Origin of the sequence: Mycolicibacterium fluoranthenivorans, from assembly GCF_011758805.1 — a bacterium.
GTDB classification, from domain to species: Bacteria; Actinomycetota; Actinomycetes; order Mycobacteriales; family Mycobacteriaceae; genus Mycobacterium; species Mycobacterium fluoranthenivorans.
On the sequence record NZ_JAANOW010000003.1, the window covers coordinates 1 to 24,556 of the forward strand.

27 protein-coding genes and 4 tRNA genes are annotated in these 24,556 nt (G+C 64.8%); 17 read left to right on the forward strand and 14 right to left on the reverse strand.

What is annotated here, in order from left to right; all coding sequences use genetic code 11:
* Window positions 1-28: 28 nt before the first annotated feature.
* From FHU31_RS32215 to FHU31_RS23255, 5 genes are read left to right on the forward strand one after another with little or no spacing between them, the layout of a single operon-like run.
* Window positions 29-145 carry a DEAD/DEAH box helicase family protein gene (locus FHU31_RS32215; RefSeq protein ID WP_420372089.1) on the forward strand — a complete coding sequence of 39 codons (117 nt, stop codon included), beginning with the start codon at window positions 29-31 and terminating at the stop codon, window positions 143-145.
* Window positions 142-1,275, forward strand: coding sequence for a helicase-related protein (locus FHU31_RS31900; protein WP_208411340.1), 1,134 nt, complete (start codon window positions 142-144; stop codon window positions 1,273-1,275). The genes FHU31_RS32215 and FHU31_RS31900 overlap by 4 nt, the downstream gene beginning before the upstream one ends.
* Window positions 1,272-1,895: a hypothetical protein gene (locus tag FHU31_RS23245; RefSeq protein ID WP_167163029.1), complete on the forward strand. Its 624-nt coding sequence runs from the start codon at window positions 1,272-1,274 to the stop codon at window positions 1,893-1,895. Before FHU31_RS31900 ends, FHU31_RS23245 begins: the two co-directional genes overlap by 4 nt.
* Window positions 1,892-2,335, forward strand: coding sequence for a very short patch repair endonuclease (locus tag FHU31_RS23250; protein ID WP_167163031.1), 444 nt, complete (start codon window positions 1,892-1,894; stop codon window positions 2,333-2,335). The genes FHU31_RS23245 and FHU31_RS23250 overlap by 4 nt, the downstream gene beginning before the upstream one ends.
* A complete protein-coding gene (locus FHU31_RS23255; RefSeq protein WP_167163033.1) occupies window positions 2,332-3,519 on the forward strand; it encodes a DNA cytosine methyltransferase in 1,188 nt (395 codons plus the stop codon). Before FHU31_RS23250 ends, FHU31_RS23255 begins: the two co-directional genes overlap by 4 nt.
* A 135-nt stretch (window positions 3,520-3,654) precedes the next feature.
* On the opposite strand, the gene FHU31_RS23260 is transcribed toward FHU31_RS23255, so the two are convergent.
* Window positions 3,655-4,077, reverse strand: coding sequence for an NUDIX hydrolase (locus FHU31_RS23260; protein ID WP_167163035.1), 423 nt, complete (start codon window positions 4,075-4,077; stop codon window positions 3,655-3,657).
* Window positions 4,078-4,169: 92 nt separating this feature from the next.
* On the opposite strand from FHU31_RS23260, the gene FHU31_RS23265 reads away from it, so the two are divergent.
* The 5 genes from FHU31_RS23265 to FHU31_RS23285 all read left to right on the forward strand — a co-directional run bounded on the left by FHU31_RS23265 (window position 4,170) and on the right by FHU31_RS23285 (window position 8,217).
* A complete protein-coding gene (locus FHU31_RS23265; protein ID WP_167163036.1) occupies window positions 4,170-4,949 on the forward strand; it encodes a GntR family transcriptional regulator in 780 nt (259 codons plus the stop codon).
* A gap of 100 nt (window positions 4,950-5,049) precedes the next feature.
* Window positions 5,050-5,472, forward strand: coding sequence for a plasmid replication, integration and excision activator (locus FHU31_RS23270; RefSeq protein ID WP_167163038.1), 423 nt, complete (start codon window positions 5,050-5,052; stop codon window positions 5,470-5,472).
* Window positions 5,469-6,791, forward strand: a complete 1,323-nt coding sequence (locus FHU31_RS23275) for an FtsK/SpoIIIE domain-containing protein (RefSeq protein WP_167163040.1) — start codon at window positions 5,469-5,471, stop codon at window positions 6,789-6,791. The genes FHU31_RS23270 and FHU31_RS23275 overlap by 4 nt, the downstream gene beginning before the upstream one ends.
* Window positions 6,792-6,826: 35 nt before the next feature.
* Window positions 6,827-7,063 (forward strand): helix-turn-helix transcriptional regulator, encoded by a 237-nt coding sequence (locus FHU31_RS23280; protein ID WP_005139256.1) that lies wholly within the window; start codon window positions 6,827-6,829, stop codon window positions 7,061-7,063.
* The gene (locus tag FHU31_RS23285) at window positions 7,063-8,217 is read left to right on the forward strand and encodes a site-specific integrase (RefSeq protein WP_167163042.1); all 1,155 of its coding nucleotides are present in this window, start codon (window positions 7,063-7,065) and stop codon (window positions 8,215-8,217) included. The genes FHU31_RS23280 and FHU31_RS23285 overlap by 1 nt, the downstream gene beginning before the upstream one ends.
* A 38-nt stretch (window positions 8,218-8,255) precedes the next feature.
* On the opposite strand, the gene FHU31_RS23290 is transcribed toward FHU31_RS23285, so the two are convergent.
* The 3 genes from FHU31_RS23290 to FHU31_RS23300 form a co-directional block, all read right to left on the reverse strand.
* Window positions 8,256-8,332: transfer RNA gene (locus FHU31_RS23290), tRNA-Phe, on the reverse strand.
* Window positions 8,333-8,379: 47 nt separating this feature from the next.
* A tRNA-Asp gene (locus tag FHU31_RS23295) sits at window positions 8,380-8,453 on the reverse strand.
* Window positions 8,454-8,488: 35 nt separating this feature from the next.
* Window positions 8,489-8,561, reverse strand: a tRNA-Glu gene (locus FHU31_RS23300).
* 169 nt (window positions 8,562-8,730) lie between these two features.
* Between FHU31_RS23300 and FHU31_RS23305 the strand changes: the two genes are divergently transcribed.
* Window positions 8,731-8,806: transfer RNA gene (locus FHU31_RS23305), tRNA-Lys, on the forward strand.
* 9 nt (window positions 8,807-8,815) lie between these two features.
* Here FHU31_RS23305 and FHU31_RS23310 read toward each other — a convergent pair.
* The 4 genes from FHU31_RS23310 to FHU31_RS23325 form a co-directional block, all read right to left on the reverse strand.
* Window positions 8,816-9,178, reverse strand: coding sequence for a group I truncated hemoglobin (locus FHU31_RS23310; protein WP_167163045.1), 363 nt, complete (start codon window positions 9,176-9,178; stop codon window positions 8,816-8,818).
* Window positions 9,179-9,294: 116 nt separating this feature from the next.
* The gene (locus FHU31_RS23315; RefSeq protein ID WP_167163047.1) at window positions 9,295-10,443 is read right to left on the reverse strand and encodes a serine/threonine-protein kinase; all 1,149 of its coding nucleotides are present in this window, start codon (window positions 10,441-10,443) and stop codon (window positions 9,295-9,297) included.
* An 83-nt stretch (window positions 10,444-10,526) separates the two neighbouring features.
* Window positions 10,527-11,066, reverse strand: a complete 540-nt coding sequence (locus tag FHU31_RS23320) for a hypothetical protein (protein WP_167163048.1) — start codon at window positions 11,064-11,066, stop codon at window positions 10,527-10,529.
* A 303-nt stretch (window positions 11,067-11,369) separates the two neighbouring features.
* On the reverse strand, window positions 11,370-12,377 hold the full coding sequence (locus tag FHU31_RS23325; protein ID WP_090354497.1) for an oxygenase MpaB family protein: 1,008 nt from the start codon (window positions 12,375-12,377) through the stop codon (window positions 11,370-11,372).
* 52 nt (window positions 12,378-12,429) lie between these two features.
* Between FHU31_RS23325 and FHU31_RS23330 the strand changes: the two genes are divergently transcribed.
* Window positions 12,430-13,032 (forward strand): TetR/AcrR family transcriptional regulator, encoded by a 603-nt coding sequence (locus FHU31_RS23330; protein WP_167163050.1) that lies wholly within the window; start codon window positions 12,430-12,432, stop codon window positions 13,030-13,032.
* Window positions 13,033-13,040: 8 nt separating this feature from the next.
* Here FHU31_RS23330 and FHU31_RS23335 read toward each other — a convergent pair whose 3' ends face one another.
* Complete coding sequence (locus FHU31_RS23335) at window positions 13,041-13,508, reverse strand: hypothetical protein (protein WP_167163052.1); 468 nt, start codon at window positions 13,506-13,508, stop codon at window positions 13,041-13,043.
* Between the two features lie 209 nt (window positions 13,509-13,717).
* Between FHU31_RS23335 and FHU31_RS23340 the strand changes: the two genes are divergently transcribed.
* The 4 genes from FHU31_RS23340 (at window position 13,718) to phoU (ending at window position 18,910) form a co-directional block, all read left to right on the forward strand.
* The gene (locus FHU31_RS23340) at window positions 13,718-14,722 is read left to right on the forward strand and encodes an acyl-ACP desaturase (RefSeq protein WP_167163054.1); all 1,005 of its coding nucleotides are present in this window, start codon (window positions 13,718-13,720) and stop codon (window positions 14,720-14,722) included.
* Window positions 14,719-15,891 carry a tRNA dihydrouridine synthase DusB gene (gene dusB / locus FHU31_RS23345; RefSeq protein WP_167163056.1) on the forward strand — a complete coding sequence of 391 codons (1,173 nt, stop codon included), beginning with the start codon at window positions 14,719-14,721 and terminating at the stop codon, window positions 15,889-15,891. Before FHU31_RS23340 ends, dusB begins: the two co-directional genes overlap by 4 nt.
* Window positions 15,892-16,110: 219 nt before the next feature.
* A complete protein-coding gene (locus FHU31_RS23350; RefSeq protein ID WP_167163058.1) occupies window positions 16,111-18,159 on the forward strand; it encodes an LCP family protein in 2,049 nt (682 codons plus the stop codon).
* A gap of 85 nt (window positions 18,160-18,244) precedes the next feature.
* Window positions 18,245-18,910 (forward strand): phosphate signaling complex protein PhoU, encoded by a 666-nt coding sequence (gene phoU, locus FHU31_RS23355; RefSeq protein WP_167163060.1) that lies wholly within the window; start codon window positions 18,245-18,247, stop codon window positions 18,908-18,910.
* Here the strand turns inward: phoU and FHU31_RS23360 are convergent.
* The gene (locus tag FHU31_RS23360) at window positions 18,907-19,419 is read right to left on the reverse strand and encodes a MarR family winged helix-turn-helix transcriptional regulator (RefSeq protein WP_167163062.1); all 513 of its coding nucleotides are present in this window, start codon (window positions 19,417-19,419) and stop codon (window positions 18,907-18,909) included. The two genes, phoU and FHU31_RS23360, sit on opposite strands and share 4 nt — an antisense overlap.
* An 80-nt stretch (window positions 19,420-19,499) precedes the next feature.
* Here FHU31_RS23360 and FHU31_RS23365 point away from each other — a divergent pair, with 80 nt between their 5' ends.
* Window positions 19,500-20,474 (forward strand): quinone oxidoreductase family protein, encoded by a 975-nt coding sequence (locus FHU31_RS23365; RefSeq protein ID WP_167163063.1) that lies wholly within the window; start codon window positions 19,500-19,502, stop codon window positions 20,472-20,474.
* 10 nt (window positions 20,475-20,484) lie between these two features.
* Here FHU31_RS23365 and pstB read toward each other — a convergent pair whose 3' ends face one another.
* From pstB to pstS, 4 genes are read right to left on the reverse strand one after another with little or no spacing between them, the layout of a single operon-like run.
* Entirely contained in the window at window positions 20,485-21,261 is a 777-nt protein-coding gene (pstB, locus tag FHU31_RS23370; protein ID WP_167163065.1) for a phosphate ABC transporter ATP-binding protein PstB, read from the reverse strand.
* Window positions 21,262-21,275: 14 nt separating this feature from the next.
* Window positions 21,276-22,190 carry a phosphate ABC transporter permease PstA gene (pstA, locus tag FHU31_RS23375; RefSeq protein ID WP_167163067.1) on the reverse strand — a complete coding sequence of 305 codons (915 nt, stop codon included), beginning with the start codon at window positions 22,188-22,190 and terminating at the stop codon, window positions 21,276-21,278.
* Window positions 22,191-22,221: 31 nt separating this feature from the next.
* Window positions 22,222-23,277: a phosphate ABC transporter permease subunit PstC gene (gene pstC / locus FHU31_RS23380; RefSeq protein WP_167163069.1), complete on the reverse strand. Its 1,056-nt coding sequence runs from the start codon at window positions 23,275-23,277 to the stop codon at window positions 22,222-22,224.
* A gap of 47 nt (window positions 23,278-23,324) precedes the next feature.
* Window positions 23,325-24,470, reverse strand: coding sequence for a phosphate ABC transporter substrate-binding protein PstS (gene pstS / locus FHU31_RS23385; protein ID WP_167163071.1), 1,146 nt, complete (start codon window positions 24,468-24,470; stop codon window positions 23,325-23,327).
* Between the last annotated feature and the right edge of the window lie 86 nt (window positions 24,471-24,556).

Below are 24,556 nucleotides of genomic sequence, written 5' to 3' on the forward strand. Positions count from 1 at the left end.
GGCCCCGTGCCATCCTGCGCGAATTCGGCTGCGCAGCTACCAAAGCGATGCGGTTGCCGCGCTAGTCGATGACCTGGACACCGAAGGCCGGGCGTTGTTGGTTCTCGCGACTGGTCTGGGTAAGACCGTGGTGGGGGCGAGGTGATTGCGCACCACCTGTCTCTCGATTCAGAGGCCGATATCCTCGTGGTCGCACACACGAAGGATCTTGTGGCGCAACTTGAGCGCGCAATGTGGCGTCACCTTCCGAAGACCGTCAAGACGCAGGTGCTGACTGGGGACGAGAAGCCGAAAGACCTTCGGGGCGTGACTTTTGCAACCGTCGCGAGCGCACTCAACGTTGCGCTAGCCGGCTACCGGCCATCGCTTGTAATGATCGACGAAACGCACCATGTCGGAGAAGACGGACAGTATGGGAGATTGCTCGGTGAACTGTCTGAGGTCAGCCAGTTCGGCGTGACTGCCACACCGTGGCGGGGTGACAGCTACGACATTGAGAATCACTTTGGCGCAGCTTCCTACAAGCTAGGCATCGGTGATGGTATGCGACTGGGTTATCTCGCTCAGGTCGACTACCGGTTGTTCTTGGACAACATTGATTGGGAAGTCGTCAAAGATGTCTCACACCGTTCGTACTCTATGAAGGAATTGAACACCAGACTCTTCCTTCCGCAGCGTGACGAAGCGATTGTCGATGAGCTAGCGGAGGCCTGGCGTTCTACGCTCGACCCACGCGCGATCGTCTTTTGCCAGACAAAGGAACATGCGGAGCGCATGGCCGAACTTCTTCGTCGGAGCCCGGAATGGAGAAGAGCGCAAGCCGTTCATGATGGTCTAAAGATTCGTGAGCGCCAGCTACGACTTCTTGACTTTCGTTCTGGACGCGTACCGATTCTGACGGCTGTCGACATCCTGAATGAAGGAGTCGATGTGCCAGATGTCAACATCATCTGCTTTGCCCGTGTTACGCATAGCCGCCGGATTTTCGTCCAACAGTTGGGTCGCGGACTTCGACTCCGTGAGGGCAAACATAAAGTAATCGCACTCGATTTCGTCAGTGACCTTCGACGAGTCGCGGCACTCCTAAACCTTCGTCGCCAAACTAACGCCGAGGAGATTGAAGTCATTTCTCACGTTCCTCAGCCACACATCACTTTCAGCAACGCCAAAGTGGAGTCACTCTTAGAGCAGTGGATACTAGACGCAGCTGACTTGGAGACCGCCAATGATGATGTGCGACTGCAGTTTATCGACCCGGACTTGCCAGCCTCATGAGTAGCGATTCCCGCCGCGTTCCGCGGGACCAACTCGACTCCGTGGTGAAGGCGCTATACGACGCAGCGCACCGGATTGATTGGGGGTATCTCCCCCCGAGCGCTCGAACCACCCAGTACGACGAATGGGTAAAGGACGCCGAAATCGGCGGCGTGCTAACTCAATACATGAGTAGTGAGAACGCGCGCTCTTGGATCAAAGATGGCCCGATGAAGGAGTACGGACGCGCGTGCCTTGGTGCCGGCCGATACGCAAAGTTCGGCGGGTCACCTAGCGCCACACCGGAGCAATTAGTGACCCACGCACTCGGCGCCCGTGCATCGGTGATCACAAACTCCTATGGCGTGAAGCCTTTCCACTGCCTTGCCATCGCTGATGGAGTCACGACTTACGTTTCCTGGGAGTCGCCCAAGAATCTTCGCCACCTTGTGTGGGCATCGATCAATTACCTGGCCGACCATCCGCAGGACACCGCCTGCATCATCCTCATGGAGACCATGGAGCGGCCGATCCCCCAAGCCGATAAGGTACGGCACTCACGCATCGCTGGGCGGTGCGCGATCAAGATCACTTATTACCAAGCCGCGCACCGGAGGCCTTTGGATGGCGAGAAGTTATGACGCGCGATCCGGCAATGACCTCACGGATTATGGCCGCCGTCAGGAATGCCAATACTCGGCCGGAAATGTTGCTGCGGCGCGAACTTCATAGCCGCGGCCTCCGTTACAGACTAACCTCCACTCTCACCGGAAGGCCCGACATCGTTTTCGGACCTGCTCGTGTTGCGTGCTTCGTTGACGGTGACCGTTGGCATGGCAATGGCTGGAAAGTCCGTGGATTCACTTCGTTCGAAGATGAGTTTGAGCACGCGAATTCCGACTTCTGGAAGGAGAAGATCCGGCGGAACATCGAACGAGACCGCGAAGTGGATGAGCGTTTAGCGGCGACCGGATGGCGCGTGATCCGTATCTGGGCATCTGACATCGAGAAGGATGTCAGTGGGGCGGCGGATCGCGTTGAAGCTGTGGTCCGCAGCCAGACGACGGGCGAGGCTGTATGACTGGCTCGCTCACGTCCGTCGAACTCTTCGCAGGTGGCGGTGGTATGGCGCTCGGTACACGCCAAGCTGGGTTTCAACACCTTGCCCTAGTGGAGTGGTTCAAGCCTGCGGCAGCAATATTGCGTCACAACGCCCGACTTCAGCCGGATCTGTGGCGTGAAGAGCTCGTACATGAAGTGGATGTCAGGCGATGGCTAAAACGGCCGACCATTGAGACTAGCGATGTCGATTTAGTCGCAGGTGGCCCACCGTGCCAACCTTTTTCACTCGCAGGCGTTCACGCAGGTGACGAAGACGATCGCAACATGTTTCCAGCAGCGCTCGATGCGGTTCGGAAATTCCAGCCGAAGTTTGTCATTTTCGAGAACGTTCCGGGCTTGACGCGTCCGTCTTTCGCTCCGTACTTCGCATACATCAAGCGTCAACTCGAAAAGCCGACTGTAGTAGCGAAAGACGGGGAGCTCTGGACTGACCATGACGGCCGCATTCAAAGGGCACGTCCTCGTTCTCTGCGCTACGTCGTACGTGAGCATCTCCTTGACGCCGCCGACTTCGGATTGCCACAAGCCCGTCGACGTGTGTTCCTGATCGCGATACGCGATGACTTGCCGGGCGCCGAGACATTTCCGGAGAACATTGACGGCGACCATTCGCGTGATGCACTCCTCTACGACCAGTGGGTGACCGGCGACTACTGGGCTGATCACAAATTGGCGATGCCTGAGCAGCCTGAAGGTTTGGAGTTTCGACTTGGCCAGTTGAAGGAACGCGGACGGCCCGACAAAGGCCGCTGGCAGACGATCCGAGATGCGGTCCGCGGACTGCCTGAACCGCTGAATGGTATTGAGGCCATCGGTGTTTCAAATCACCGCGGTGTACCAGGAGCTCGAGTCTATCCAAAGCATTCTGGCAGTCCATTCGACTGGCCCGCAAAGACTATCAAAGCCGGCGTTCACGGAGTGAGCGGAGGCGAAGCGATGATCCGTTTCGACGATGGCCGCGTTCGCTACCTCACTGTACGAGAAGCCGCTCGAATCCAGGGCTTCCCGGATAGTTACGAGTTTCCCGTACCAAGGTCACGCGGGATGGGAGCCATCGGGAATGCCGTAGCTTCCCCTATCGCGCGCATGCTGGCAGAACGGCTTAGGGCCACGGCCTCGGAGGATGCTGCGGGTAGCGCGTAGTTTTCGTTGGGTCACGCAATCTCCGGAAGACGTCTTCGTTGAATCGCCCGTGTAATTCGTTTCACTTCGGCCAATAACGCGTTCCGATCCGGCAATGCTTAAAGACTCTGAAGGATCCTGCTGCGTGACGCCCCCTTACACGAGTTTGACCCCGTCATGGACCCGCGATTGGGGCGCTTCCTCGAATGCATCCGAGACGCGCACCGCAAACGCCGGTACCATCACTCCTTGAACTTCTTCCTTTGTCATCCAACGGATTTCCCGAGCCTCGTCGGTTGCGTGGGGCTCACCAGCGGCCGGCCGGCAGCGGTATACCAACGCGACGATTCCGTGGGTCAAGTTCTTGTAGACACCCGTCAGCCGCTCGACGGCAACCTCAAGGCCGGTCTCTTCCAGCACCTCACGCTGAACACCGGCCTCGAAGGATTCATCCAGTTCGAGGACTCCCCCCGGCGCCTCCCAGTGGCCATTGTCGTCGCGCTTGATGACGAGGACCCGGCCATCATCGCGGACCACGATGCCGGCGACGCTGACCGAATGTTTCGGTGTGGCTGCCATGCGAGACTCCCTCTCCGTCCTGGTTCTGTAGTGACAGGGGACGTGTCGTTTCCCTAGACTAGTCGCCTAGACATGTATGGGGAGGCTCTCAGGTGCTGCAACTTGGCCAGATCGACCGAGCGGACGATAAGCCGCCATATCGGCAGATCGCCAGCATGTTGCGCGGCGCCATCAGTTCTGGCCAGCTCGAAGCTGGTGGGCGTCTGCCCTCTGAGGCCGAGCTGATCGAGCATTTCGGGGTCGCGCGGATGACAGTCCGCCAGGCAGTACAAGAACTGCGCGCCGAAGGCCTGGTGATCTCCGAGCACGGTCGGGGCGTGTTCGTGCGACCCGCTCCCCCAATTCGGCGGCTCGCATCCGATCGCTTCGCGCGGCAACATCGCACCAGCGGCAAAGCAGCATTCACCGTCGAAGCGGAGAAGTCCGGCTACGCACCTCAGGTCGACAACATCACCGTGACGCGCGAGACACCGGATTCGATTGTCGCCGAACGCCTTCGACTGCCTTCTGCCGAGGAAGTCGTGGTCCGATCACGGCGCTACCTCGCCGATGGCAAACCAGTCGAAACCGCGACCTCCTACATTCCTGCCGCGTTCGCCAGGGGAACCAAGATCGAACAGACCGATACCGGGCCGGGCGGCATTTATGCGCGCCTCGAAGAGGCCGGCCACACCCTCGCGAGATTCACTGAAGAGGTCGGCGCCCGAATGCCCACTCCCGAAGAACGCCGCGCCTTGCAACTTCCGCCAGGGGCGCCTGTTCTCACCGTGGTTCGGACTGCCTATGACACCAACGACGTAGCCGTCGAGGTGTGCGACACAGTGAAGGTGGCATCTGCCTACCTGCTGGAATACGACTTCTCGGCGCGCTGAAACGTCGCGAAACGACCAAGTGCGTCAGAGCGCTTGACTTACTCCTCTAGACGACTAGGTTGAGTAGTCATCTAGTCCAATCCACTCGAAAGGCTCAGCAATGTCCATCCCGAAATGGCTCCAGGTCGGCCACGACCAGGTGTTCGCCCTCGGCGCGTTCCTCGTATCCGAGGTGACGCCCATGATCGACTTCGACAAGTCCTCCGGCGAGAACCGCGTGCAGGCCAGGGATCGCGATACCGGCTTGCCGATGTGGCAGGTCGAAGTGCTCGACGGCGATCCGGCGGCACCAAAGCGCAGCCGAACGGTGACGGTCAAGTTCGCATCACCGACGCAGCCCTCTGCGCCCGCCAATTCCAGCGGGACACCCTTTACCCCAGTGGTTTTCGACGGTCTCATGGCGCTGCCCTACGTTGAGAAATCGGGTGACTTCTCCCGGATCGCCTGGTCGTTTCGAGCCTCCGACATGAGGGCACCGGGCAAGCCGTCCACGAGCGCAGCGACAAATCGGGAGTCGGCATGAATCCCGATCCCTACGCACAGCTCGATCCCGACACCCCGTTCCGGCTCGACCACGTCGTGAATTTCCTCGCCACTCTCGGCCTGTGGGTGGCGATCATCGTGGGAGTCAGTGCCGCCGTCCTCATCTACTGGCGACTGCACTCACCTGAGACGTTCGAAGAACGGTTCGCAACACCGGCCACACTCCTGAGCTGGCGACTGTGGGCGTACATCTCCTGGCGCAGGCTCTGCAAGCGCTGCGGCTTGTCCGCCTCCGAACAGGTGACGCGTCGCGACAAAGAGGGGCGCCAGGTCACTTCGACCCGCTGGTTTCATCCAAAGCTGTTGGGAACAGAGGTGTCTCAGACCACCCTGCGGCTCACGGTGCGGGCAAGGATGGGACAAACCGTGGAAGACCTGGAGCGCGCAGTCCCTGCGATCCGTGACGCTGCTGGCGCACATTCGGCGCGGGCGGTTGTCGTCTCGCCGGGGACGCTGCGCATCGAGCTGATCAAGCGGGAGCAGTTGTCGACGGTACGTCACGCAGCGCCGCCAATGGCGGTGACAACAACACGGGTGACGCTCGGACGGCGCGAGGACGGTTCCGATTGGATCCTTCCCTTGAGCGGCCGACACATCCTTACCGTGGGCTGCTCGGGTGCAGGCAAAGGTTCCGTCTTCTGGGGCATCGCCTGCGGGCTTGGTCCTGCCGCCGCCGCCGGAGTAGTTCATCTCATCGGAATCGACCTGAAGTACGGCATCGAATTATCAATCGGTGCAGGGCTATTCACCAAGATCGCGACCACCGAGGCCGACGCCGTGGCAACCCTTGCTGGGCTGGAGATGCTGATGGACAAGCGGGGCAGGGAGATGGCCGGCGGCACACGCGAGCACCGGCCGACCAAGGCCTCACCGCTGGTCGTGCTGCTGATCGACGAGCTGGCCGGGCTGACTGCCTACATGAGCGACCCAGCCCTGCGTAAGGAAGCCGCCGCCTCGTTGTCACGAATCCTGACCAAGGGTCGTGCGCTGGGCATCGTGGTCGCCGCGTTCCTGCAGGACCCCCGCAAGGAAATCTTGCCGATGCGAGGCCTGTTCACCCAAACCATCGCGCTTCGACTGCGATCGCGCGAAGAAGTCACGATGGTCCTCGGTGACGGCATGGCCGAGAAAGCGCCAGCGCACCGAATCAGCCCCGACAGACCCGGCACCGGCTACATCATCGCCGAGGACGGCCATGCGACCAAGGTCCGATCCGACTACTGGTCTGACGACCAGATCCGCTCCACTGCGCGGCAATACGGAAGGTCAAGGATCGCAGGAGGGCAGCGCAGTGAATAACGGGTTCGATGCAATCCGAGCAGCGAGGTGACGCAATGGTGATTCACGGTCTCCGAGAAGCGCTTGTGTCCACCGGTAGCTTTCCTGAGCTGCTGACCGCGGATCAGGTGTCGGCGCTCCTCGGCGTCTCCGCCGCGACGCTCAACCGCTGGGCCGCACTCCGCGAAACCACGGGCGAGCAGATCGGGCCGCCCTGCTACACCCTCTCGGAGCGGGTGCGCCGCTGGGATGCGGCCGAAGTCCGGTCCTGGCTCAAACAGGTGCGTCGGTAATGGCCGGCAACACTCCGCGCGGCATCCGCAAACGGATGAACGCCGCCGGCGAGCCCCGCTACCAAGTCCGCTACCTGATCCGTGACCCCGACGCCCCATCCGGCTGGGTGGAAACATCGGCGACCTTCCCAACCCTGCGGGAGGCAAAGGCCTTCAAGTCCGAACGGGACAACGAAGCCGCGCTCGGCGCCCGACGGTTCGACCCCCGCCTTGGTCGGACGCCGCTCAGCAGAATCTGGACGCAGTTCTCCGACTCCAAGAGGCCGGCGGTGTCGCCGAAGACCTGGAGCGGTTACACCCAGCACTGGGAACTGCGCATCAAGCCGCGGTTCGGTCACGTGCCCGTCGACGAGATCACCCGCGCCGACGTCCAGGCCTTCGTGGACGGCCTGACAGTCGGGCCGTGGGCGAAGGTATCGACACTGCGCCTGCTCCGGTCGATTCTCGACGTCGCACACCAGGACGGCCGAATCCACCGCAACCCCGCCCTCGGCGTCTCGGCTGGCCGCATTCCCGAGCGGGAACGTCACCGATACCTGACCGCTCAAGAGGTCCAGAAGCTCGCTGTCGCGTGCGGGGATCAGGGCGACGTGGTGACGATCCTGGCCTACACCGGCCTGCGCTGGTCCGAACTCGTCGGCCTCCGGGTCAAGGACATCGACCTCGTGGCTCGTCGGCTCTACGTCCGACGGGCGGCACCCGAAGTTGAAGGCCACATTGTTATCGGGCCGCCCAAGACCCGAGCCGGCATTAGAACCGTCCCGCTCCCCCAAGTCGTGGTCGACATCTTCAAGGGGCGTATCACCGGGCGGGAACCAGACGAGCCCGCAGTCACCTCACCCAATGGCGCGATGATGCGCTCCAACAACTGGCGTCGCCACACCCACTGGAACAAAGCCCTCAAGAAGACCGACCTAGCGCCACTGACCATCCATGATCTACGCCACACCTACGCCAGCCTGGCCCGCAAATCCGGCGCCGACCTCAGATATGTCCAGAAGACCATGGGCCACTCCACGCCGACCGTGACCGCGAACATCTACAGCGACCTCTACTCCGACGAGCTGGACCAGGTCGCGACGAACCTCGATCAGCTTCATGCGACCGAGATTCATGCACCCAAGACCGGCCAAGAACCGGACGAAGAAGACTGACAACCGAGTGCAAGACCCGTGTCGATGCAGGGAAAGAATGGTGGCCAGGGCCGGGATCGAACCGGCGACCTTCCGCTTTTCAGGCGGACGCTCGTACCAACTGAGCTACCTGGCCGGAAGGCGCCGGTCTTTCGACCGAGCGAGCCTTACGCCGCAATACTGCGACCCTGACGGGACTCGAACCCGCGACCTCCGCCGTGACAGGGCGGCGCGCTAACCAACTGCGCCACAGGGCCTTGCTTTCCTGCGTGCTCCGCGTTTCCGCGTTGCGTACCCCCAACGGGATTCGAACCCGTGCTACCGCCGTGAAAGGGCGGCGTCCTAGGCCACTAGACGATGGGGGCCTAATCCGAATTCCTCCGGGGTACTCGCAACTACGTTCCGTTGAGAGCTTCGATAGCTTAGGACACCACCGCCGGAAATCCCAAACGGGATCCCCCTTCCCAGCTCAGACCACCTCCGGGACCACCTGACGACGACCGTCGGGCGGCAGGCAGTATTCTGTTGCTCCACGCCCCTATAGCTCAGTCGGTAGAGCTACGGACTTTTAATCCGCAGGTCCCAGGTTCGAGCCCTGGTGGGGGCACCACCACCCGATTCAGGCGCTGCGCGCCGTCGTGATCTCGTCGGCCAACGGCGCGACCGCGGCGATGATCTCGGCCACCAGCGGCTCAGGTACCCCGGCGGCGGTCAGGCTGTCCGACAGATGCCCGGCGACCAGAGCGAAGTGGTGCGGGGTGATCCCACGCCCCTGATGAACCTGACGCATGGGTGCGCCGGTGTAAGGGTCGGGCCCACCCAGAGCAGCACCGAAGAACTCGGCCTGTTTGCCTTTGAGCCGGGCCATGTTCGTTCCCGTGAAGAAGCCCGCCAGCTCGTCGTCGGCGAGCACACGGACGTAGAAGTCCTCGACGACGGTCTCGATGGCCTCCGCCCCGCCGATCTGCGCGTAGATGCTCATGCGTCAAGGACACCGCGTCGCCGTTGCCACCCCGTTTCGGCGAGGTACCCGCCACGCTACAAGGACCTCACACCCTCATGCGCGCGATTTCACCTGTCGCCGAACATATTTGACGACTATCCGCCTTGACTGTGTTTTGGCTTGTGCCCGTTGGTATTTCCCTTGCCGTTACCGCCACCGCGATCCTTCGGCGGGCCCTGCTGGTCCGTGGGGACAGGCGCCGACGACGGCGGCGGCAGCACGGAAGTCGTTGGCGGCGAAGGCTCGGAGGTAGTCGAACCGGCCGGCTCGGGGGCGCTGGGCCGCGACGCGGAATCCACGACGAACGCCACCACCACCATCACCACGACGGCGATGGCTCCGATCGCCGCGATCACCGGCCGACGCCGGCGGCGCCGCCGCACCGGGACCACCCTCGTCGTCGGATCGACCGGCGGACTCTCCAGGACCCGGGTCGGCGGGCGCACCGGCAGCCCACCTGGCAACGCGGCACGCATCTCGGTTGCGCTGCCGAAGGCTCGCGCCAGTGCCCGCTCGATGACGTCCACCAGCGCGGGGTCGGCATCGGGCCGCAGAGCAGCCAGTGGTGGACGCAGCCCCTCGGAGATGGCGCGGACCAGTTCGGCGAGATTCTCCTGCGGAAACGGCAGTCGACCGGACAGCGCTTGGTAGCCCACCACCCCGACGGCGTACAGGTCATCGGCCACCGTCGCCGGCCGCGCCGCGATCCGCTCCGGCGACAGGTAGGCCATGGTTCCGAAGATCTGGCCGGTCATCGTGTCCGCCGAATCGGCAAGCTTGGCGATTCCGAAGTCGGCCACCTTCGCCGATCCGTCTTCGGTCAGCAGGATGTTCGCGGGTTTGATGTCGCGATGCAACACGCCCGCCCTGTGCGCCGCCGATAGCGCGGACAGCACCTGGTCGAGCAGTGCCCGCACCGCATGGTCCGGAAGTGGGCCGTGGTCGAGCGCGTCGGCCAGCGTCCGTCCGGACAACCGTTCCATGACGATGTAGGGGGTGGTCCGGTATTCGCCGACATCGTGCACCGCCACCACATGCGGATGACTCAGACCGGCCGCCGCCCGCGCCTCCACGTCGAACCGTCGCCGGCTGTCCGGTTGCGCGCTCAGCGGCGCAGAGAGCAGTTTGATCGCGACCGCACGGCCCAGCCTGACGTCCCAGCCGGAGTGAACCTCCGCCATACCGCCGCGGCCCAGCAGTCCCCGCAGTTCATACCGGTCGCCGAGAAGTTCCGGGCGCTGCATGTCCACCACGCTAACCTGCCCGCCACCCAGCGGAATCGACGGTCAGACCAAAGCCAACCGATGGCAGCACCCGAAGCCTGCGTCTAGCCGGGCCCGGCCGCGTTCTTGTAGATCGTCGTCGCCTGATCCATCGCCGTCATACCGTTCTTCACGTCGACGCCGATCGCCTGGACCGCGGCCTGGCCGCCCTCCGCGGTCAGCGTGTCGCACTTCGCCCCGGCCTGTTGGTAGCTGTCGACAGCACTCTGCAGGGCGGCCGTCATATCGCGCCGCGGCGCGGGCAGCATCGCCTCGATATCCCCGGCAGCCTTGGACAGCCGGTTGCAGGAGGCCTGCATCGCGCCGAAGTCCTGCCCCTCGGCCGCTGCTTGCAGGCTCTTGATCGAGTCGTTGACACGCCCCAAGGCCGGCATGAACTTCGTCAGCCACTGCTGAGTGGCGCCGGCCTGCACCTTCATCGACACCGTGGGGTTGGCCGACATCAGCACCACGCCGGCCTGTGTCGGGACGGGATCCCCCGCAGCGGTGATCTGCGCGGGCTGAGCCAGCACAGCTCCGGCCACGATGGCGCCGGCGCCCACCGCGAAGACCGCTGAATACCAGACGCGCAGTGACGTGGACATCCTTCTCCTGACACAACTAAGGCCCCGTCGGAACTGTCAAGCAAAGGTTACGCGACGGTCCCGGCTCTGGCCAGCACGGTCATTTCGGTCCCCGGGCGCGGCCACGCCGATGGCCCACCGCCCGCGATACCGTGGTCACGGCAGGTGCCAGGTCGCGCAGGCCCGCCCCGGCTCTGCAGCCAGGGTGGATGCCGAACCGCAGTCAGCAAATTGATTGACGCCTGCGTAACCAGAACGCACGACCGGACGATCGACAGTCCGCATGCCGCTGCCACGCCCCGGCAGTACGATTCAGCCCTGGTGTCAGCCGACCTTCGGGCAGTAGAAATTCGGGCTGTCGCGGTACTCGACCGGCGGCAGATTCCGTGCCGGGGTCTGCACCAGTGGCGAGTCCACCGGAATCCGGCCCGTCGCCCGGTCCATCGCGGAACGCTTCCGCGGATGCATCAACCTGCGCTTGGGACCGAACTTGGTGACCAGCGTGATCCCCGCACACAGCCGGTCGTGCAGCCATTGCTGACGGGGCGACCAGGTGTAACCCATCAGGTCACGGATCGGCGGGTCGTAGAGTGCCACCGTCATGAACGTCAGGAACCGTTGCATGATCTTCAGGTTCTGCGCCCAGAGCCAATCCGGAATCCATTGCAGCGAAGGATGTTTGGGCATGGTCGACAGGTCCATCACCTCACGCGCCGCGTAGTTGTTCTCCAATACGTTGCGGCACATGTGGTCCCAGTACTCCTGGAATTCCTCCCAGCTCTTGGGGACCGGCCGCATGCTCATCCCGTACATGCGGTACCAGGTGATGTGCTCGGAGAACAGCTGACGCTTGTCGGCCTCGGTGATCCCGCCGCCGAACTTCTCGGCGGCCAGCAGGGTCGACTTGAAGAACGTCGCGTGCGCCCAGTAGAAGACCTCCGGGTTCAGCGCGCTGTAGCGGCGGCCCTGCTCGTCGACGCCCTTGATGCCGATGTGGTAATCGCGTACCTCGGCGCCGGTCTGTGGCGCCCGATAGCCGTCGAACACCACGCCGCCGATGGGATAGATCGACCGCATCAGCCGCGGGATCCGTTCCATGAAGAAAATCGAGTGGTCCTTCACCGCTGCACCCAGCTGTGGATGCATGTTCTGCATCGAACCGGCCCAGGTGCCCTGGAACAGGCCGGTCCATTGACCGAAGTACTTCCAGGTCAACGAGTCCGGGCCGAGCGGGACCGGCGGCGCGTCATAACCACCCGCAGACACCGGGCAACCCGCGGCGAGTGCAGCATCGTCGGCTGCCGGGCATGTCGGCGACGTCTCTTGTGCCACGGACGCCCTTTCGCTCAGGGGCAGCCATATTCTGACTACACTCGTTGTCACTATGGAGCTTAGGAGCAGTGCGCCGTCTGGTCAACGACGAGGCCGTTGGTCGGGAGTTCCGCTGCGCGACCGTCAGGCGCTCCGGCGCAGCGAGCTGATCACCGCCGGCGTCACGCTGCTCGGCGGCCCGGAGGGGCCCAGCCTCACGGTGCGCGCAGTGTGCCGGGCAGCCGGTCTCACCGAGCGCTACTTCTACGAAAGCTTCAGCGACCGAGACGAATTCGTGCGCGCCGTATACGACGACGTATGCACCACGGCAATGACGGCGTTGGCGTCGTCGAGCACACCGCGCGAGGCCGTGGAGGCATTCGTGGCCCTCATGGTCGACGATCCGACGCGGGGACGGGTGCTGCTGCTGGCCCCGGAACGCGAACCGGTGCTCACCAGATCCGGCGCCGACTGGATGCCCACTTTCATCGGGCTGTTGCAGAGCCGGCTGAGCCACGTGAGCGACCCCGCGCGCCAACAGATGATCGCCACCGGCTTGGTCGGTGCCCTGACGGCACTGTTCACCGCCTACCTGGACAACCGTCTGTCGGCCACCCGGCAGCAGTTCATCGACTACTGCAGTGACCTGGTGTTACGCCGCGCCGCGACGCACTGACCCCCGACTTACTGGTCGGGGGTGCTGACCTGCGCGAGATCCTGTTCCTGCTGGGAGGCGGCCTCCAGCTCGGCCTGCTTCTGCTGCGCCTCAGCCTTGGCGGCGGCCTCGTCGGCGGCAGCCTTCGCGGCACGGCCGTCCGGGCTGGCGACCGAGGAACCGGGGTTGGTGGCGGTCGCGTACGAGCCCGCGCAGTTCAGATAGAACTGAACCTGACTGGACACATGCACACCGTCGTTTGCGCTGGCGAAGGGCGCGGTCTGCGAGCGCGTGACAATGCAGTCACCCTCACTGAGCTTGTCCCCGACCCGGGCCGCCACGACGACGCTCTGGCCCGCATTACTTGCCGCGGAGCTTGCATCGCTATAGGTCTGCCCGGCGTAGTCATCGGCAGCGGCCACACCGGTACCGAAAAGCGCGGTGGCGGCCGCCAGCGCACCGACTGTGCCCGACCCCAAAACGATCAGCTTCTTCACGTGTGGCCCTACTCCCATTACTCAGGGTTTTGTTGTAATCGCCAGAGCGTAACGTGCCTTGTGGTGGGCCGCATCCTTCCCGTCGACGTCGACGGGATTCGCAATCGTGCGAAAACCGTTACATGACGGCCCGGGCCATGAACTTGATGTAACCGGAGTCCACAGATATATTGAGTGCTACCAACAGGTACAGATAACTGGGAGCGAACGTGCCGCAAGATCTACCCGACGTGCAGTTGTTGCGAGAACTTGAGCCCGTCGTCGAACAGAACATCAACCGGCATCTGTCGATGCGCAAGGACTGGAACCCGCACGACTACATCCCGTGGTCGGACGGCAAGAACTTCTATGCGCTCGGCGGTCAGGAATGGGATCCGGAGCAGTCCAAACTCTCCGAGGTCGCCCAGACCGCGATGGTGCAGAACCTGCTGACCGAAGACAACCTGCCCTCGTATCACCGCGAGATCGCGATGAACTTCACCATGGACGGCCCGTGGGGCTGGTGGGTGAACCGCTGGACCGCCGAGGAGAACCGGCACGGTATCGCCCTGCGCGACTACCTGCTGGTCACCCGCGCCATCGATCCGATCGAGCTGGAGGAACTGCGCGTCGAGCAGGTCACCCGCGGCTTCTCACCCGGCCAGAACCAGCAGGGCGACCTGTTCGCGTCGACCCTCTTCGATTCCGTCGTCTACGTGACGTTCCAGGAACTGGCCACCCGCGTCTCGCACCGCAACACCGGCAAGGCCTGCGAGGAGACCGTCGCCGACCAGCTGCTGGGCCGCATCTCCGCCGATGAGAACCTGCACATGATCTTCTACCGCGATATCAGCGCCGCGGGCCTGGACCTGGTCCCCAATCAGGCGATGAAATCGCTGCACCGGGTGCTGCGCAACTTCAAGATGCCCGGATACACGGTGCCGGAGTTCCGCCGCAAGGCCGTCATCATCGCCGTCGGCGGTGTCTACGACCCGCGGATCCACCTGGACGATGTAGTGATGCCGGTGCTGAAGAAGTGGCGCATCTTCGAGCGCGAGGACTTCACCGGCGAGGGTGCCCGGCTGCGCGACGACCTGGGGCTGCTGGTGCAGGAGCTCGAGGAGACCTGCGTGAAGTTCGAGGTGGCCAAGGAACGCCGGCTGGAACGCGAGCGCAAGATCGCCGAGAAGAAGGCGATGAAGAACCTCCTGGTGTCGACCTCCGCGGCGGGATGACTCTCACCACCCACCGTCCGACGTCGGCCCGATCCCTGCGGATCGGGCCGATATCGTTGCGTTCCCCCGTTGTGCTGGCCCCGATGGCCGGCGTCACCAACGTGGCGTTTCGTACCTTGTGCCGCGAGCTCGAGCAGGCCCGCGCCGGGACGGTCAGCGGCCTCTATGTCTGCGAGATGGTGACGGCCCGCGCGCTCGTCGAACGCCATCCGGTCACCCTGCACATGACGACCTTCGCGCCGGAGGAGTCGCCGCGGTCGCTGCAGCTCTACACCGTCGACCCGGACACCACCTATGCCGCGGCGAAGATGATCGTCGACGAGGGCATGGCCGACCACATCGACATGAACTTCGGCTGCCCGGTGCCCAAGGTGACCCGCCGCGGTGGCGGTTCGGCCATCCCGTACAAGCGTCGGCTGTTCGGCCAGATCGTCGGTGCCGCGGTGCGCGCAGCCGAAGGTTCCGGCGTTCCCGTGACGGTGAAGTTCAGGATCGGCATCGACGACGCCCACCACACCCACCTCGATGCCGGCCGGATCGCCGAGCAGGAAGGCGCGGCCGCCGTCGCGCTGCACGCCCGCACCGCCGCCCAGCGCTATTCCGGTGCCGCCGACTGGAGTCAGATCGCCGCGCTGAAACAGCACGTCACCACCATCCCGGTGTTGGGCAACGGCGACATCTTCAACGCCGACGACGCACTGGCGATGATGGAACAGACCGGATGTGACGGAGTAGTCATCGGTCGCGGCTGCCTGGGCCGGCCCTGGCTGTTCGCCGAATTGTCGGCGGCGTTCACCGGCCGACCGATCGCCACCCCGCCCACCCTCGGCGAGGTGGCCGACATCATGCGCCGCCACGGCGCCCTGCTGGCCGCGCACTTCGGCGAGGACAAGGGCATGCGCGATATGCGCAAGCACATCGCCTGGTATCTGCACGGCTTCCCGGCCGGCGCCGACCTCCGCCGGGCGCTGGCACTGGTCAAGACCTTGGATGAACTCGACGCGCTGCTCGGCGAGCTCGACGGCGAGGTGCCGTTCCCGCCCGCTGCGTCCGGCCCGCGCGGCCGACAGGGCTCACCGTCCTCGGTGACGCTGCCCGAAGGCTGGCTCGACGATCCGGACGATCTCACGGTGCCCGAAGGTGCCGATGTGATGCACTCCGGCGGCTGATCCGACCCCTGACATAGTTGCGTCTGAAACGATATTGAGATGGCCCTGTCGCTTCCTCGGGCTGGCTGACGCTCAGGTTGTCTCAGTACGATGAGGTCCCACTTCACCCCTTCCGGCTGGCGGAAGGGGGTACCGGGCTGCTAGACAACAATGCAGCCCCCACGACCACGCGTGTGCAACGGCGCGCACGTCCCCGCGAACGTCGAAGGCCGGTACGACATGAGTGACGGCGACAACGCCACTCCCGGTCTTTGGGGTCCCCCGGAGCCGTCCGATGAGGACGGCACGGATCCTTCTCAGCGTTCTCAGCGGCTTACCCGATCGACCCCGCCGGGACCAGGCGCCGCGCCGTGGGAGCGCGCCCAGGGTGTGCTGCCGCCCGATCGCCGACCCGACGTGGAGGGCGCCGGTAACCACACCGATGGCGTCGCCGTTGCCGACCTGATCGCCAAGCTGGCCAACGAGTCGGGCACCGGCGGCCGTCGCCGGCGGCGCCCCGAACCCGCGCCCGAGCCGTCCGTCGAGCAACCGGCGGCCGCGACCCCCCTGCTCGATGACGCCCACGTCGCACCGGCGGACACAGGCGATACAGGCGATACGGACACCGAGGTCATCCACATCGCGTCGGCCTACGCCTCCGACTACACCTCCGTGCTTCCCGATCTGGCCCTGGCCCACCCGGACCGACCGGCCCACACCACCTCCGCACCCGCGGCTCCACGGGGCACCCACCGCCGGGCCCGCATCATCGGCCGGGTCGCCGCGGCGCTCATCGCGGTATGCGCGCTGGCACTCACCGGCGGGGCCTGGCAGTGGCAGTCGATGAAGAACAACAGCCTCAACAAGGTGTCCGCACTGGACCTCAACTCGCGCGATATCGTCGACCCCACCGCCCAGTTCGGGGACGAGAATTTCCTCATCGTCGGTGTCGACAGCCGGATCGGCGCCAACAGCGATATGGGTGCGGGCAGCACCGACGATGCCGCAGGCGCACGCTCGGACACCGTCATGCTGGTGAACATCCCGGCCAACCGCAAACGGGTCGTGGCGGTGTCGTTCCCGCGCGACCTCGCCATCAACCCGATCCAGTGCCAGGCGTGGAACCCCGCCACCGGCCAATACGGCCCGGTCTACGACGAGGACACCGGCGAGTACGGCCCCGACCAGGTCTACACCGAAACCAAGCTGAACTCCGCCTACGCCTTCGGCGGCCCCAAATGCCTGGTGAAGGTCATCCAGAAGCTGTCCGGCCTGTCGATCAACCGATTCATGGCCGTCGACTTCGCCGGCTTCGCCAAGATGGTCGACGCCCTCGGTGGGGTCGAGGTGTGCAGCACCACCCCGCTGGAGGACTACGAACTGGGCACCGTGTTGTCCACTGCCGGTCGGCAGATCGTGGACGGGCACACCGCGCTGCAGTATGTGCGGGCCCGCCAGGTCACCACGGAGCTCAACGGTGACTACGGCCGCATCAAACGCCAGCAGCTGTTCCTGTCCTCGTTGTTGCGTTCGCTGATCTCCAAGGACACGTTCTTCTCGCTGAGCAAGCTCAACAACGTCGTCAACATGTTCATCCAGGACAGTTACGTCGACAACATCAAGACCAAGGATCTGGTGGACCTCGGCCAGTCCATCCAAGGTGTGAACGCCGGGCGGATCAGCTTCATCACGGTGCCCACCACCGGGCAGACGGACTCGGACGGCAACGAGCCGCCGCGCACCGACGACGTCCATGCGCTCTTCGACGCGATCATCAACGACGACCCGCTGCCCGAGGAACGCAACGCCGACAACACTCCGGTCCCGCAGACCCCGGAAGCGCCGAGCGCGCCCGCACCGGGCACCGCCGAGGTGGTCGACGCCGTGGCCACCGACCCCAGCCTGGTCACCGTCCGGGTGTCCAACTCGACCGGCGAGAACGGCCTGGCCGCCGACGCCGCCTCAGCCCTGCAGCAGCACGGGTTCAACGTCGATGCTCCCGACGACTATCCGGGGCCGCTGAACTCGACGACGGTGTTCTTCGCCCCGGGCAATGAGCAGGCGGCCGCGACCGTGGCTTCCTCGTTCTCCAACGCCACAGTGGAACGGACGACCGGCCTGGGCAGTGTGGTGCGCGTCGTGCTGGGCTCGGACTACCGCGCGGTGACCCCACCGCTGCCGAGTGGCTCGGCGGTGCAGGTGCACCTGGTCCACGGCGGCGCCACCGAGCCGACGCGCCTGCCCGAGGACCTGACCGTCACCAACGCGGCCGACACGACCTGCGAATAGCCGCACACCGCCGCCTGCGGCCATTCATCGCGAGTTCACCTGCGGCATCGTGACGATCCCGCGTCGCAACCGTAGTCTTATCGCCATGCGTACCGCGTACCACGAGCAGCTTGACGGCCTCAACGATCGACTGGGCGAAATGTGCGGCCTGGCAGGTCAGGCGATGGAACGCGCCACTCAGGCCCTGCTCCAGGCCGATCTGGTGCTCGCCGAACAGGTGATCACCGACCATGAGCGCATCACCGAGATCAGCAAGGAAGCCGAGGAAGAGGCGTTCGTCATCCTGGCACTGCAGGCCCCGGTCGCCGGTGACCTGCGCGCGATCGTCAGCTCCCTCCAGATCGTCGCCGACGTCGACCGGATGGGTGCGCTGGCCCTGCATGTGGCCAAGATCGCCCGTCGTCGCCACCCGCAGCATGCGCTGCCCGAAGAGGTGAACGGCTACTTCGCCGAAATGGGCCGGGTCGCAGTCGAATTGGGCAACAGCGCCCAGGAGGTGCTGCGCACCCTGGATCCGGAGAAGGCGGCCCAGATCCGCGAAGAGGACGATGCGATGGACGATCTGCATCGCCATCTGTTCTCCGTCCTGATGGACAAGGAGTGGCGCCACGGTGTCACCTCGGCCGTCGATGTGACACTGCTGAGCCGGTTCTACGAGCGCTTCGCCGACCATGCGGTGGAGGTGGCCCGCCGGGTGATCTTCCAGGTCACCGGTCAGCTACCCGAGGGCGACGACGCCGATCCGCGCTAGCCCCCGCCCGGGACGATCCGCACCCCGTCCTTGCGTGCGGCCAGCAAGTCCCGCAACACGGTCTCCAGCACCTGCAGATCCGCATTGCTGTAGCGCTGCAGGAACTCGCGCATGCCGCGGTCCATCTCGTCATGCAGTTCGCCGTGTGCGGCGGTGACCAGCTCCCCGTCCGCGGTGAGGCCGAGCGCAATCTCCTTGCGGTTGCCGGGCACCGGTGTGCGCTCCACCAGCCCGGCCTCGACCAGGCGCTGCACGTGTTTGGACACCGTCCCCTTCAGCTGACCCGACCGCGCGGCCAACCCGACCAGACTGAGCGGGCCGTCGGCGATCGCGGCCAGCAGGTGCATCGACAGGGTCGGTAGCGCGCGGACCGTACCCTCCAACCGCTTCGGACAACGGGCGGCGATGAAATCGCGTTCCGGGTCACCGTCCTCGTCGGTGTCGAACTTGTCGCCGACCGCGCCGATCAGCGCGTTGATCGCGTCGACCAGGGCGGACTTGGTTTTCATGGAAACAATCTTGCCATCCCGACCCCGTCCGCATACATTGTTTCCATAGAAACCATTTCTATGGAAACTTGAGGAGCGCCATGAAAGCAGCCGTCGTCAGATCATTCGGCCAGGTTCCCGCCTACGCCGACTTCCCTGATCCACAGGCCGGTGAGGGGACGGTGACCGCCACCGTCGAAGCCTCCGCACTGACGAATCTCACCAAGGGATTGGTCAGCGGAAAGCACTACGCCAGTGGCGAACTCACCCTTCCCGCCATCCCCGGCTTCGACGGGGTGGCGCGCCTTCAGGACGGGCGGCGGGTGTACACCGGAGCGGTCGCGCCCTACGGCATGATGGCCGAGCGCACCCTGATCAGCGCCCACGGCGCCGTCGAGTTGCCCGCCGCAGTCGATTCCGTCACCGCGGCCGCCGTCCCCAATCCCGGCATCTCGGCATGGACGGCACTCGAACACGCGGCGGCATTGCGGCCCGGCCAGCGCGTGCTGGTGCTCGGCGCCACCGGCGTCACCGGCTCGATGGCGGTGCAACTGGCCAAGTCGGTGTTCGGCGCGGGCCGTGTGGTCGTCGCCGGCCGCGACACCGCCCGACTGGACTGGCTGCGCACCGTCGGGGCGGACGAGGCGATCGCGCTGGGCGAGGACGACCTCGGCGCCCGGGTATCCGCCCTGCACGCCGAGCAGCCCTTCGACGCCGTGTTGGACTACCTGTGGGGACAGCCCGCCGAGACGGTGCTTTCCGCCCTTGCCGCGAGCCACCCCGCGGCGCACTATCACGCCACCCGGTTCATCCAGATCGGGTCGATGGCCGGGCTGACCTTGACGCTGCCCGCGGGGATCCTGCGCGGTACCGGCATCGTGCTGTCCGGTGTCGGCATCGGCAGCGTCCCACCCGAGGTGCTGATGCGGGTCCGCACCGAGGCGTTGCCCCGGTTGTTCGACATGGTCGCCGCCGGCACCCTCGAACTACGCACGGCCACAAGGCCATTGGCCGAGGTAGCGCAGGCCTGGACGGCCGCCGAACCGTCCGGTACCCGGGTGGTGCTCGTTCCCTGAGTGGCTCGCTTTAGCCGAAGCGGCCCGAGATGTAGTCCTCGGTGGCCTTCTGCGTCGGGTTGGAGAAGATCTTCTCGGTGTCGTCGATCTCGATCAGCCTGCCGGGCTTACCCGTTGCTTCGAGATTGAAGAACGCGGTCTGGTCGCTCACCCGGGCGGCCTGCTGCATGTTGTGCGTGACGATCACGATGGTGAAGTCCTGCTTCAGCTCCGAGATCAGGTCCTCGATGGCCAGCGTGGAGATCGGGTCCAGTGCGGAGCAGGGCTCATCCATCAGCAGCACGTCGGGCTGAACGGCGATGGCGCGGGCGATACACAGCCGCTGCTGCTGACCACCGGAGAGGCCACCACCCGGCTTCTCCAGGCGGTCCTTCACCTCGTTCCACAGGTTGGCACCCTTGAGCGAACGCTCCGCGACCTCATCGAGGGTCTTCTTGTTGCGCACGCCCTGCAACTTCAGGCCGGCCACCACGTTGTCGCGAATGGACATGGTGGGGAACGGGTTCGGGCGCTGGAACACCATACCGATGGTCTTGCGCACACCCACCGGGTCGACGCCGGCGCCGTAGATGTCCTCGCCGTCGAGCAGCACCGAGCCCTCGACGCGGGCGCCGGGGATGACCTCGTGCATGCGGTTGAGGGTGCGCAGCACGGTCGACTTGCCACAGCCCGACGGGCCGATGAACGCCATCACGCTGCGCGGCTGAACCGACAGCGAGACGTCGGCCACCGCGTGGAACGCCCCGTAATAGATGTTGACGTCTTTGAGATCAAGCCGTTTTGCCATGGCAGTTCACTCCTCTAAACCTTCTTGGGGGCAAAGATCTTGGCGACGAGTCGCGCGCCGATGTTGAGCAGGGCGACCAGCAGGATCAGGGTGAGCGCCGCTCCCCACAGCCGGTCGGTGGGCACCGGGTTGGCGCCGGCGCCGGCCGAGATCTGGTCGTACATCATGCCGGGCAGCGATCCCATGAACCCGCCGAACATGTCGAAGTTCATCGCCTGGGCGTAGCCCACCAGGACCAGCAGCGGTGCGGTCTCCCCCATCACGCGGGCCAGGGCCAGCATGACACCGGTGACGATGCCCGACAGCGCTGTCGGGATGACGATGCGCATGATCGTCTTCCACTTCGGCACGCCCAGTGCGTAACTCGCCTCGCGCAGATCCATCGGGACGATGCGCAGCATCTCCTCGGTGGCCCGCACGATGACCGGGATCATCAGCAGCACCAGCGCGAGCGACACCGCGAAGCCGGACCGCTCGAAGCCCAACGTGGCCACCCACAGCGCGTAGATGAACAGCGCGGCGACGATCGACGGCACACCGGTGAGGATGTCGACCATGAAGGTGGTGAGCTTGCCCAACCGGGTGCTGCCGCCGTACTCGACGAGATAGACGGCCACGAACACACCGATCGGGATCGAGATCAGCGAGCACACCAGGCCTTGCAGCAGCGTGCCGACGATCGCGTGGTAGACGCCGCCGCCGGCGCTGAACGTCGTCATCCCGGCTTGGGAGTTGGTGAACCACGTCGGCGCGGTGATGGCGTTGAAACCCTTGACGATCACCGAATAGAGCACCCACACCAGCGGTACCAAGGCCACCAGCACCGACCCCGTCACCAGCACGGTCGCCACGTTGTTGGTGACCTTCCGGCGCGCACTGACACCCTGGAAGGCGGGCGCCTTGACCGGCTGTTCCAATGTGGAGGTCATCGTGTTCCTCTGTTCTTCGCGCGAGCGCTCATCACTTGGCACCCCGGCCTGCGACCGCGGCGCGCGCCAGCGAGTTCACGATGAAGGTCAGGATGAACAGCACCAGACCGGCGGCGATGTAGGCACCGGCCTTGTACTGATCGTTGAATTCGCTTGCGGTGGCGGCGATCTTGCTGGCGAAGGTGTAGCCACCGTCGAACAGCGACCATCCGAACGCGGTCTGCGTGCCGCGCAGGATGATCAGCAGCGCGATGGTCTCACCGAGCGCCCGGCCGAGGCCGAGCATCGCACCGCTGATGTAGCCGGACAGACCGAACGGCAACACCGTGGTGCGCACGACCTCCCAGCGGGTGGCGCCCAGCGCCAGTGCGGCCTCGATCTGGCCGCGCGGCGTCTGCATGAACACCTCCCGGCTGACGGCGGTGATGATCGGCAGGATCATCACCGCGAGCACGATGCCCGCGGTGAAGATGGTGCCGCCGCCGGCCACCGACGCGGTTCCCGTCTTGAACAGGAACAGCCAGTTCAGGTTCTCGTTGAGCCAGATCGCGAAGGGCTTGAGCACCGGCGCCAGCACGTACAGGCCCCATACGCCGTAGACGATGGACGGCACCGCCGCGAGCAGGTCGACCATGTAGGCCAGCGGGCCCGCCAGTCGCTTCGGGGCGTACTGGGTCAGGTAGATCGCGATACCCAGTGCCACCGGCATGGCGAGCACGAGGGCGAACAGCGACACGAAGACCGTCACCTGCAACAGGTCGAAGATGCCGAAGTGCATCGCCGAGGTGTCGGTGGTGACCCAGTTGCCGCCGTAGGTGAAGAAGTTCTCTTTGTTGCGGGCCAGCGCGGGGATGGCCCGCCACAGGAGGAACACCCCGATCGCCGCGATGAGCGCGACGATCAGGATGCCCGATCCTTCGGAGAGACCACGGAAAATGCGGTCTCCCAAGCGCACTTTCGCGCCCTTGGAGGGGTTGGTGGAGATGGGCTCCGGCTCTGGGATGGGTGAGGCGATTACCTCACCCGATCCCGCGTCGGCTGGATTAGGTGTCGTCACTGTTATCCCGTCAGGGACCTGGTTGGTCATCGGTCCGCAAGTCCATCCTCACCGCAATTGTGGTTACGCGCCAGCCGTCAGGAGATCGCCGAAACGGAGGCCAGCAGGCGCTGCTTGAAGCTGTCCGGGAGGGCGACGTACCCGGCCTGGGACAGGCTGGCCTGGCCCTGGTTGGCCGACACCGTGAGGAAGGACTTGACGGCCGCCGCGGTGTCGGCGTCGTAACCCTTCGAGCAGACGATCTCGTAGGTGGCCAGCATCAGCGGGTAGACGCCGGCGTCCTTGGAGGCGTACAGCGCGTTCAGATCCAGGGTCAGATCCTTGCCCTCGCCCTTGAACTTGGCGGCGTCGACGGCCTTCGCGGTGGACTCATCGGTGAGCGCCACAGCACCGGCGCCACTGTCGATCTGCGCGGTGTGCAGGTTGGCTGCCATGGCCGGGCTCTTCTCGACGTAGCCGATCGAGCCGGGGGTGGCCTGAATGGCCTGCACGACACCGGAGGACTTCTGCGCACCCTCGCCGGCGCCACCCTGGAACTCCTTGCCCGCACCCTTGGTCCACGCCTGCGGCGCGGCGGCGGCCAGGTACTTCTGGAAGTTGTCGGTGGTGCCCGAGGAATCCGAGCGGTAGATCGGCTTGATGTCCGTGTCGGGCAGCGTGGTACCCGAGTTCAGCGCGGCGATGGCCGGGTCGTTCCACTTCTTGATCTCGCCCTGGAAGATCTTGGCGAGCACCTCGGGGTTCACGACGAGGTTGTCGACACCCTCGATGCTGTAGGCCAGCGCGACGGGGCCGAACACCAGCGGCAGGTTCCAGGCGTCGTTGCCACCGCAACGCTCCTTGGCCTTGGTGACCTGATCGTCTTTGAGCGCCGAGTCGGAGCCGGCGAAGTCGACCTGCTTGGCGATGAACTGATCCACACCCGCGCCGGAGCCGGTCGGGTTGTACGCCAGGGTCTTGCCCGAACAGACCTGGCCCCACACCTTGTTGAACTCGGCGATCGCGTTCTGCTGGGCGGTCGAGCCCTCGGCGGTCAGGCTGTTCTTGCCGGCGCAGTCGGCGGCGGAGGCGGCCGAGCTGCCGGAGGCGGCCGAAGAAGAGGAGGAGCTGCCGGAGTTGTTATCGCTACCGCACGCGGTGAGCGACAGGGCGGCGATTGTTGTCACGGACACGCCCAGCATCAAGGGGGTACCGAGGACCTTGCCAAAGCGATTGAGCTTCACTTATCCCACTTTCGGTTGACGGCTTCAGGCTCTCCGGCAACGTATGCGGTGGTAGTGGACTCTTAACGGATGGAAAGTGAACGGAA

What these genes read in the sequence shown, in the direction of transcription:
- FHU31_RS23245 (WP_167163029.1), top strand. Translation starts at nt 1,272, where the DNA reads ATGAGTAGCGATTCCCGCCGCGTTCCGCGGGACCAACTCGACTCCGTG.
- FHU31_RS23250 (WP_167163031.1), top strand. Translation starts at nt 1,892, where the DNA reads ATGACGCGCGATCCGGCAATGACCTCACGGATTATGGCCGCCGTCAGG.
- FHU31_RS23255 (WP_167163033.1), top strand. Translation starts at nt 2,332, where the DNA reads ATGACTGGCTCGCTCACGTCCGTCGAACTCTTCGCAGGTGGCGGTGGT.
- FHU31_RS23260 (WP_167163035.1), bottom strand. Translation starts at nt 4,077, where the DNA reads ATGGCAGCCACACCGAAACATTCGGTCAGCGTCGCCGGCATCGTGGTC.
- FHU31_RS23270 (WP_167163038.1), top strand. Translation starts at nt 5,050, where the DNA reads ATGTCCATCCCGAAATGGCTCCAGGTCGGCCACGACCAGGTGTTCGCC.
- FHU31_RS23275 (WP_167163040.1), top strand. Translation starts at nt 5,469, where the DNA reads ATGAATCCCGATCCCTACGCACAGCTCGATCCCGACACCCCGTTCCGG.
- FHU31_RS23280 (WP_005139256.1), top strand. Translation starts at nt 6,827, where the DNA reads ATGGTGATTCACGGTCTCCGAGAAGCGCTTGTGTCCACCGGTAGCTTT.
- FHU31_RS23285 (WP_167163042.1), top strand. Translation starts at nt 7,063, where the DNA reads ATGGCCGGCAACACTCCGCGCGGCATCCGCAAACGGATGAACGCCGCC.
- FHU31_RS23310 (WP_167163045.1), bottom strand. Translation starts at nt 9,178, where the DNA reads ATGAGCATCTACGCGCAGATCGGCGGGGCGGAGGCCATCGAGACCGTC.
- FHU31_RS23315 (WP_167163047.1), bottom strand. Translation starts at nt 10,443, where the DNA reads ATGCAGCGCCCGGAACTTCTCGGCGACCGGTATGAACTGCGGGGACTG.
- FHU31_RS23320 (WP_167163048.1), bottom strand. Translation starts at nt 11,066, where the DNA reads ATGTCCACGTCACTGCGCGTCTGGTATTCAGCGGTCTTCGCGGTGGGC.
- FHU31_RS23330 (WP_167163050.1), top strand. Translation starts at nt 12,430, where the DNA reads ATGGAGCTTAGGAGCAGTGCGCCGTCTGGTCAACGACGAGGCCGTTGG.
- dusB (WP_167163056.1), top strand. Translation starts at nt 14,719, where the DNA reads ATGACTCTCACCACCCACCGTCCGACGTCGGCCCGATCCCTGCGGATC.
- FHU31_RS23350 (WP_167163058.1), top strand. Translation starts at nt 16,111, where the DNA reads ATGAGTGACGGCGACAACGCCACTCCCGGTCTTTGGGGTCCCCCGGAG.
- phoU (WP_167163060.1), top strand. Translation starts at nt 18,245, where the DNA reads ATGCGTACCGCGTACCACGAGCAGCTTGACGGCCTCAACGATCGACTG.
- FHU31_RS23360 (WP_167163062.1), bottom strand. Translation starts at nt 19,419, where the DNA reads ATGAAAACCAAGTCCGCCCTGGTCGACGCGATCAACGCGCTGATCGGC.
- FHU31_RS23365 (WP_167163063.1), top strand. Translation starts at nt 19,500, where the DNA reads ATGAAAGCAGCCGTCGTCAGATCATTCGGCCAGGTTCCCGCCTACGCC.
- pstB (WP_167163065.1), bottom strand. Translation starts at nt 21,261, where the DNA reads ATGGCAAAACGGCTTGATCTCAAAGACGTCAACATCTATTACGGGGCG.
- pstA (WP_167163067.1), bottom strand. Translation starts at nt 22,190, where the DNA reads ATGACCTCCACATTGGAACAGCCGGTCAAGGCGCCCGCCTTCCAGGGT.
- pstC (WP_167163069.1), bottom strand. Translation starts at nt 23,277, where the DNA reads ATGACCAACCAGGTCCCTGACGGGATAACAGTGACGACACCTAATCCA.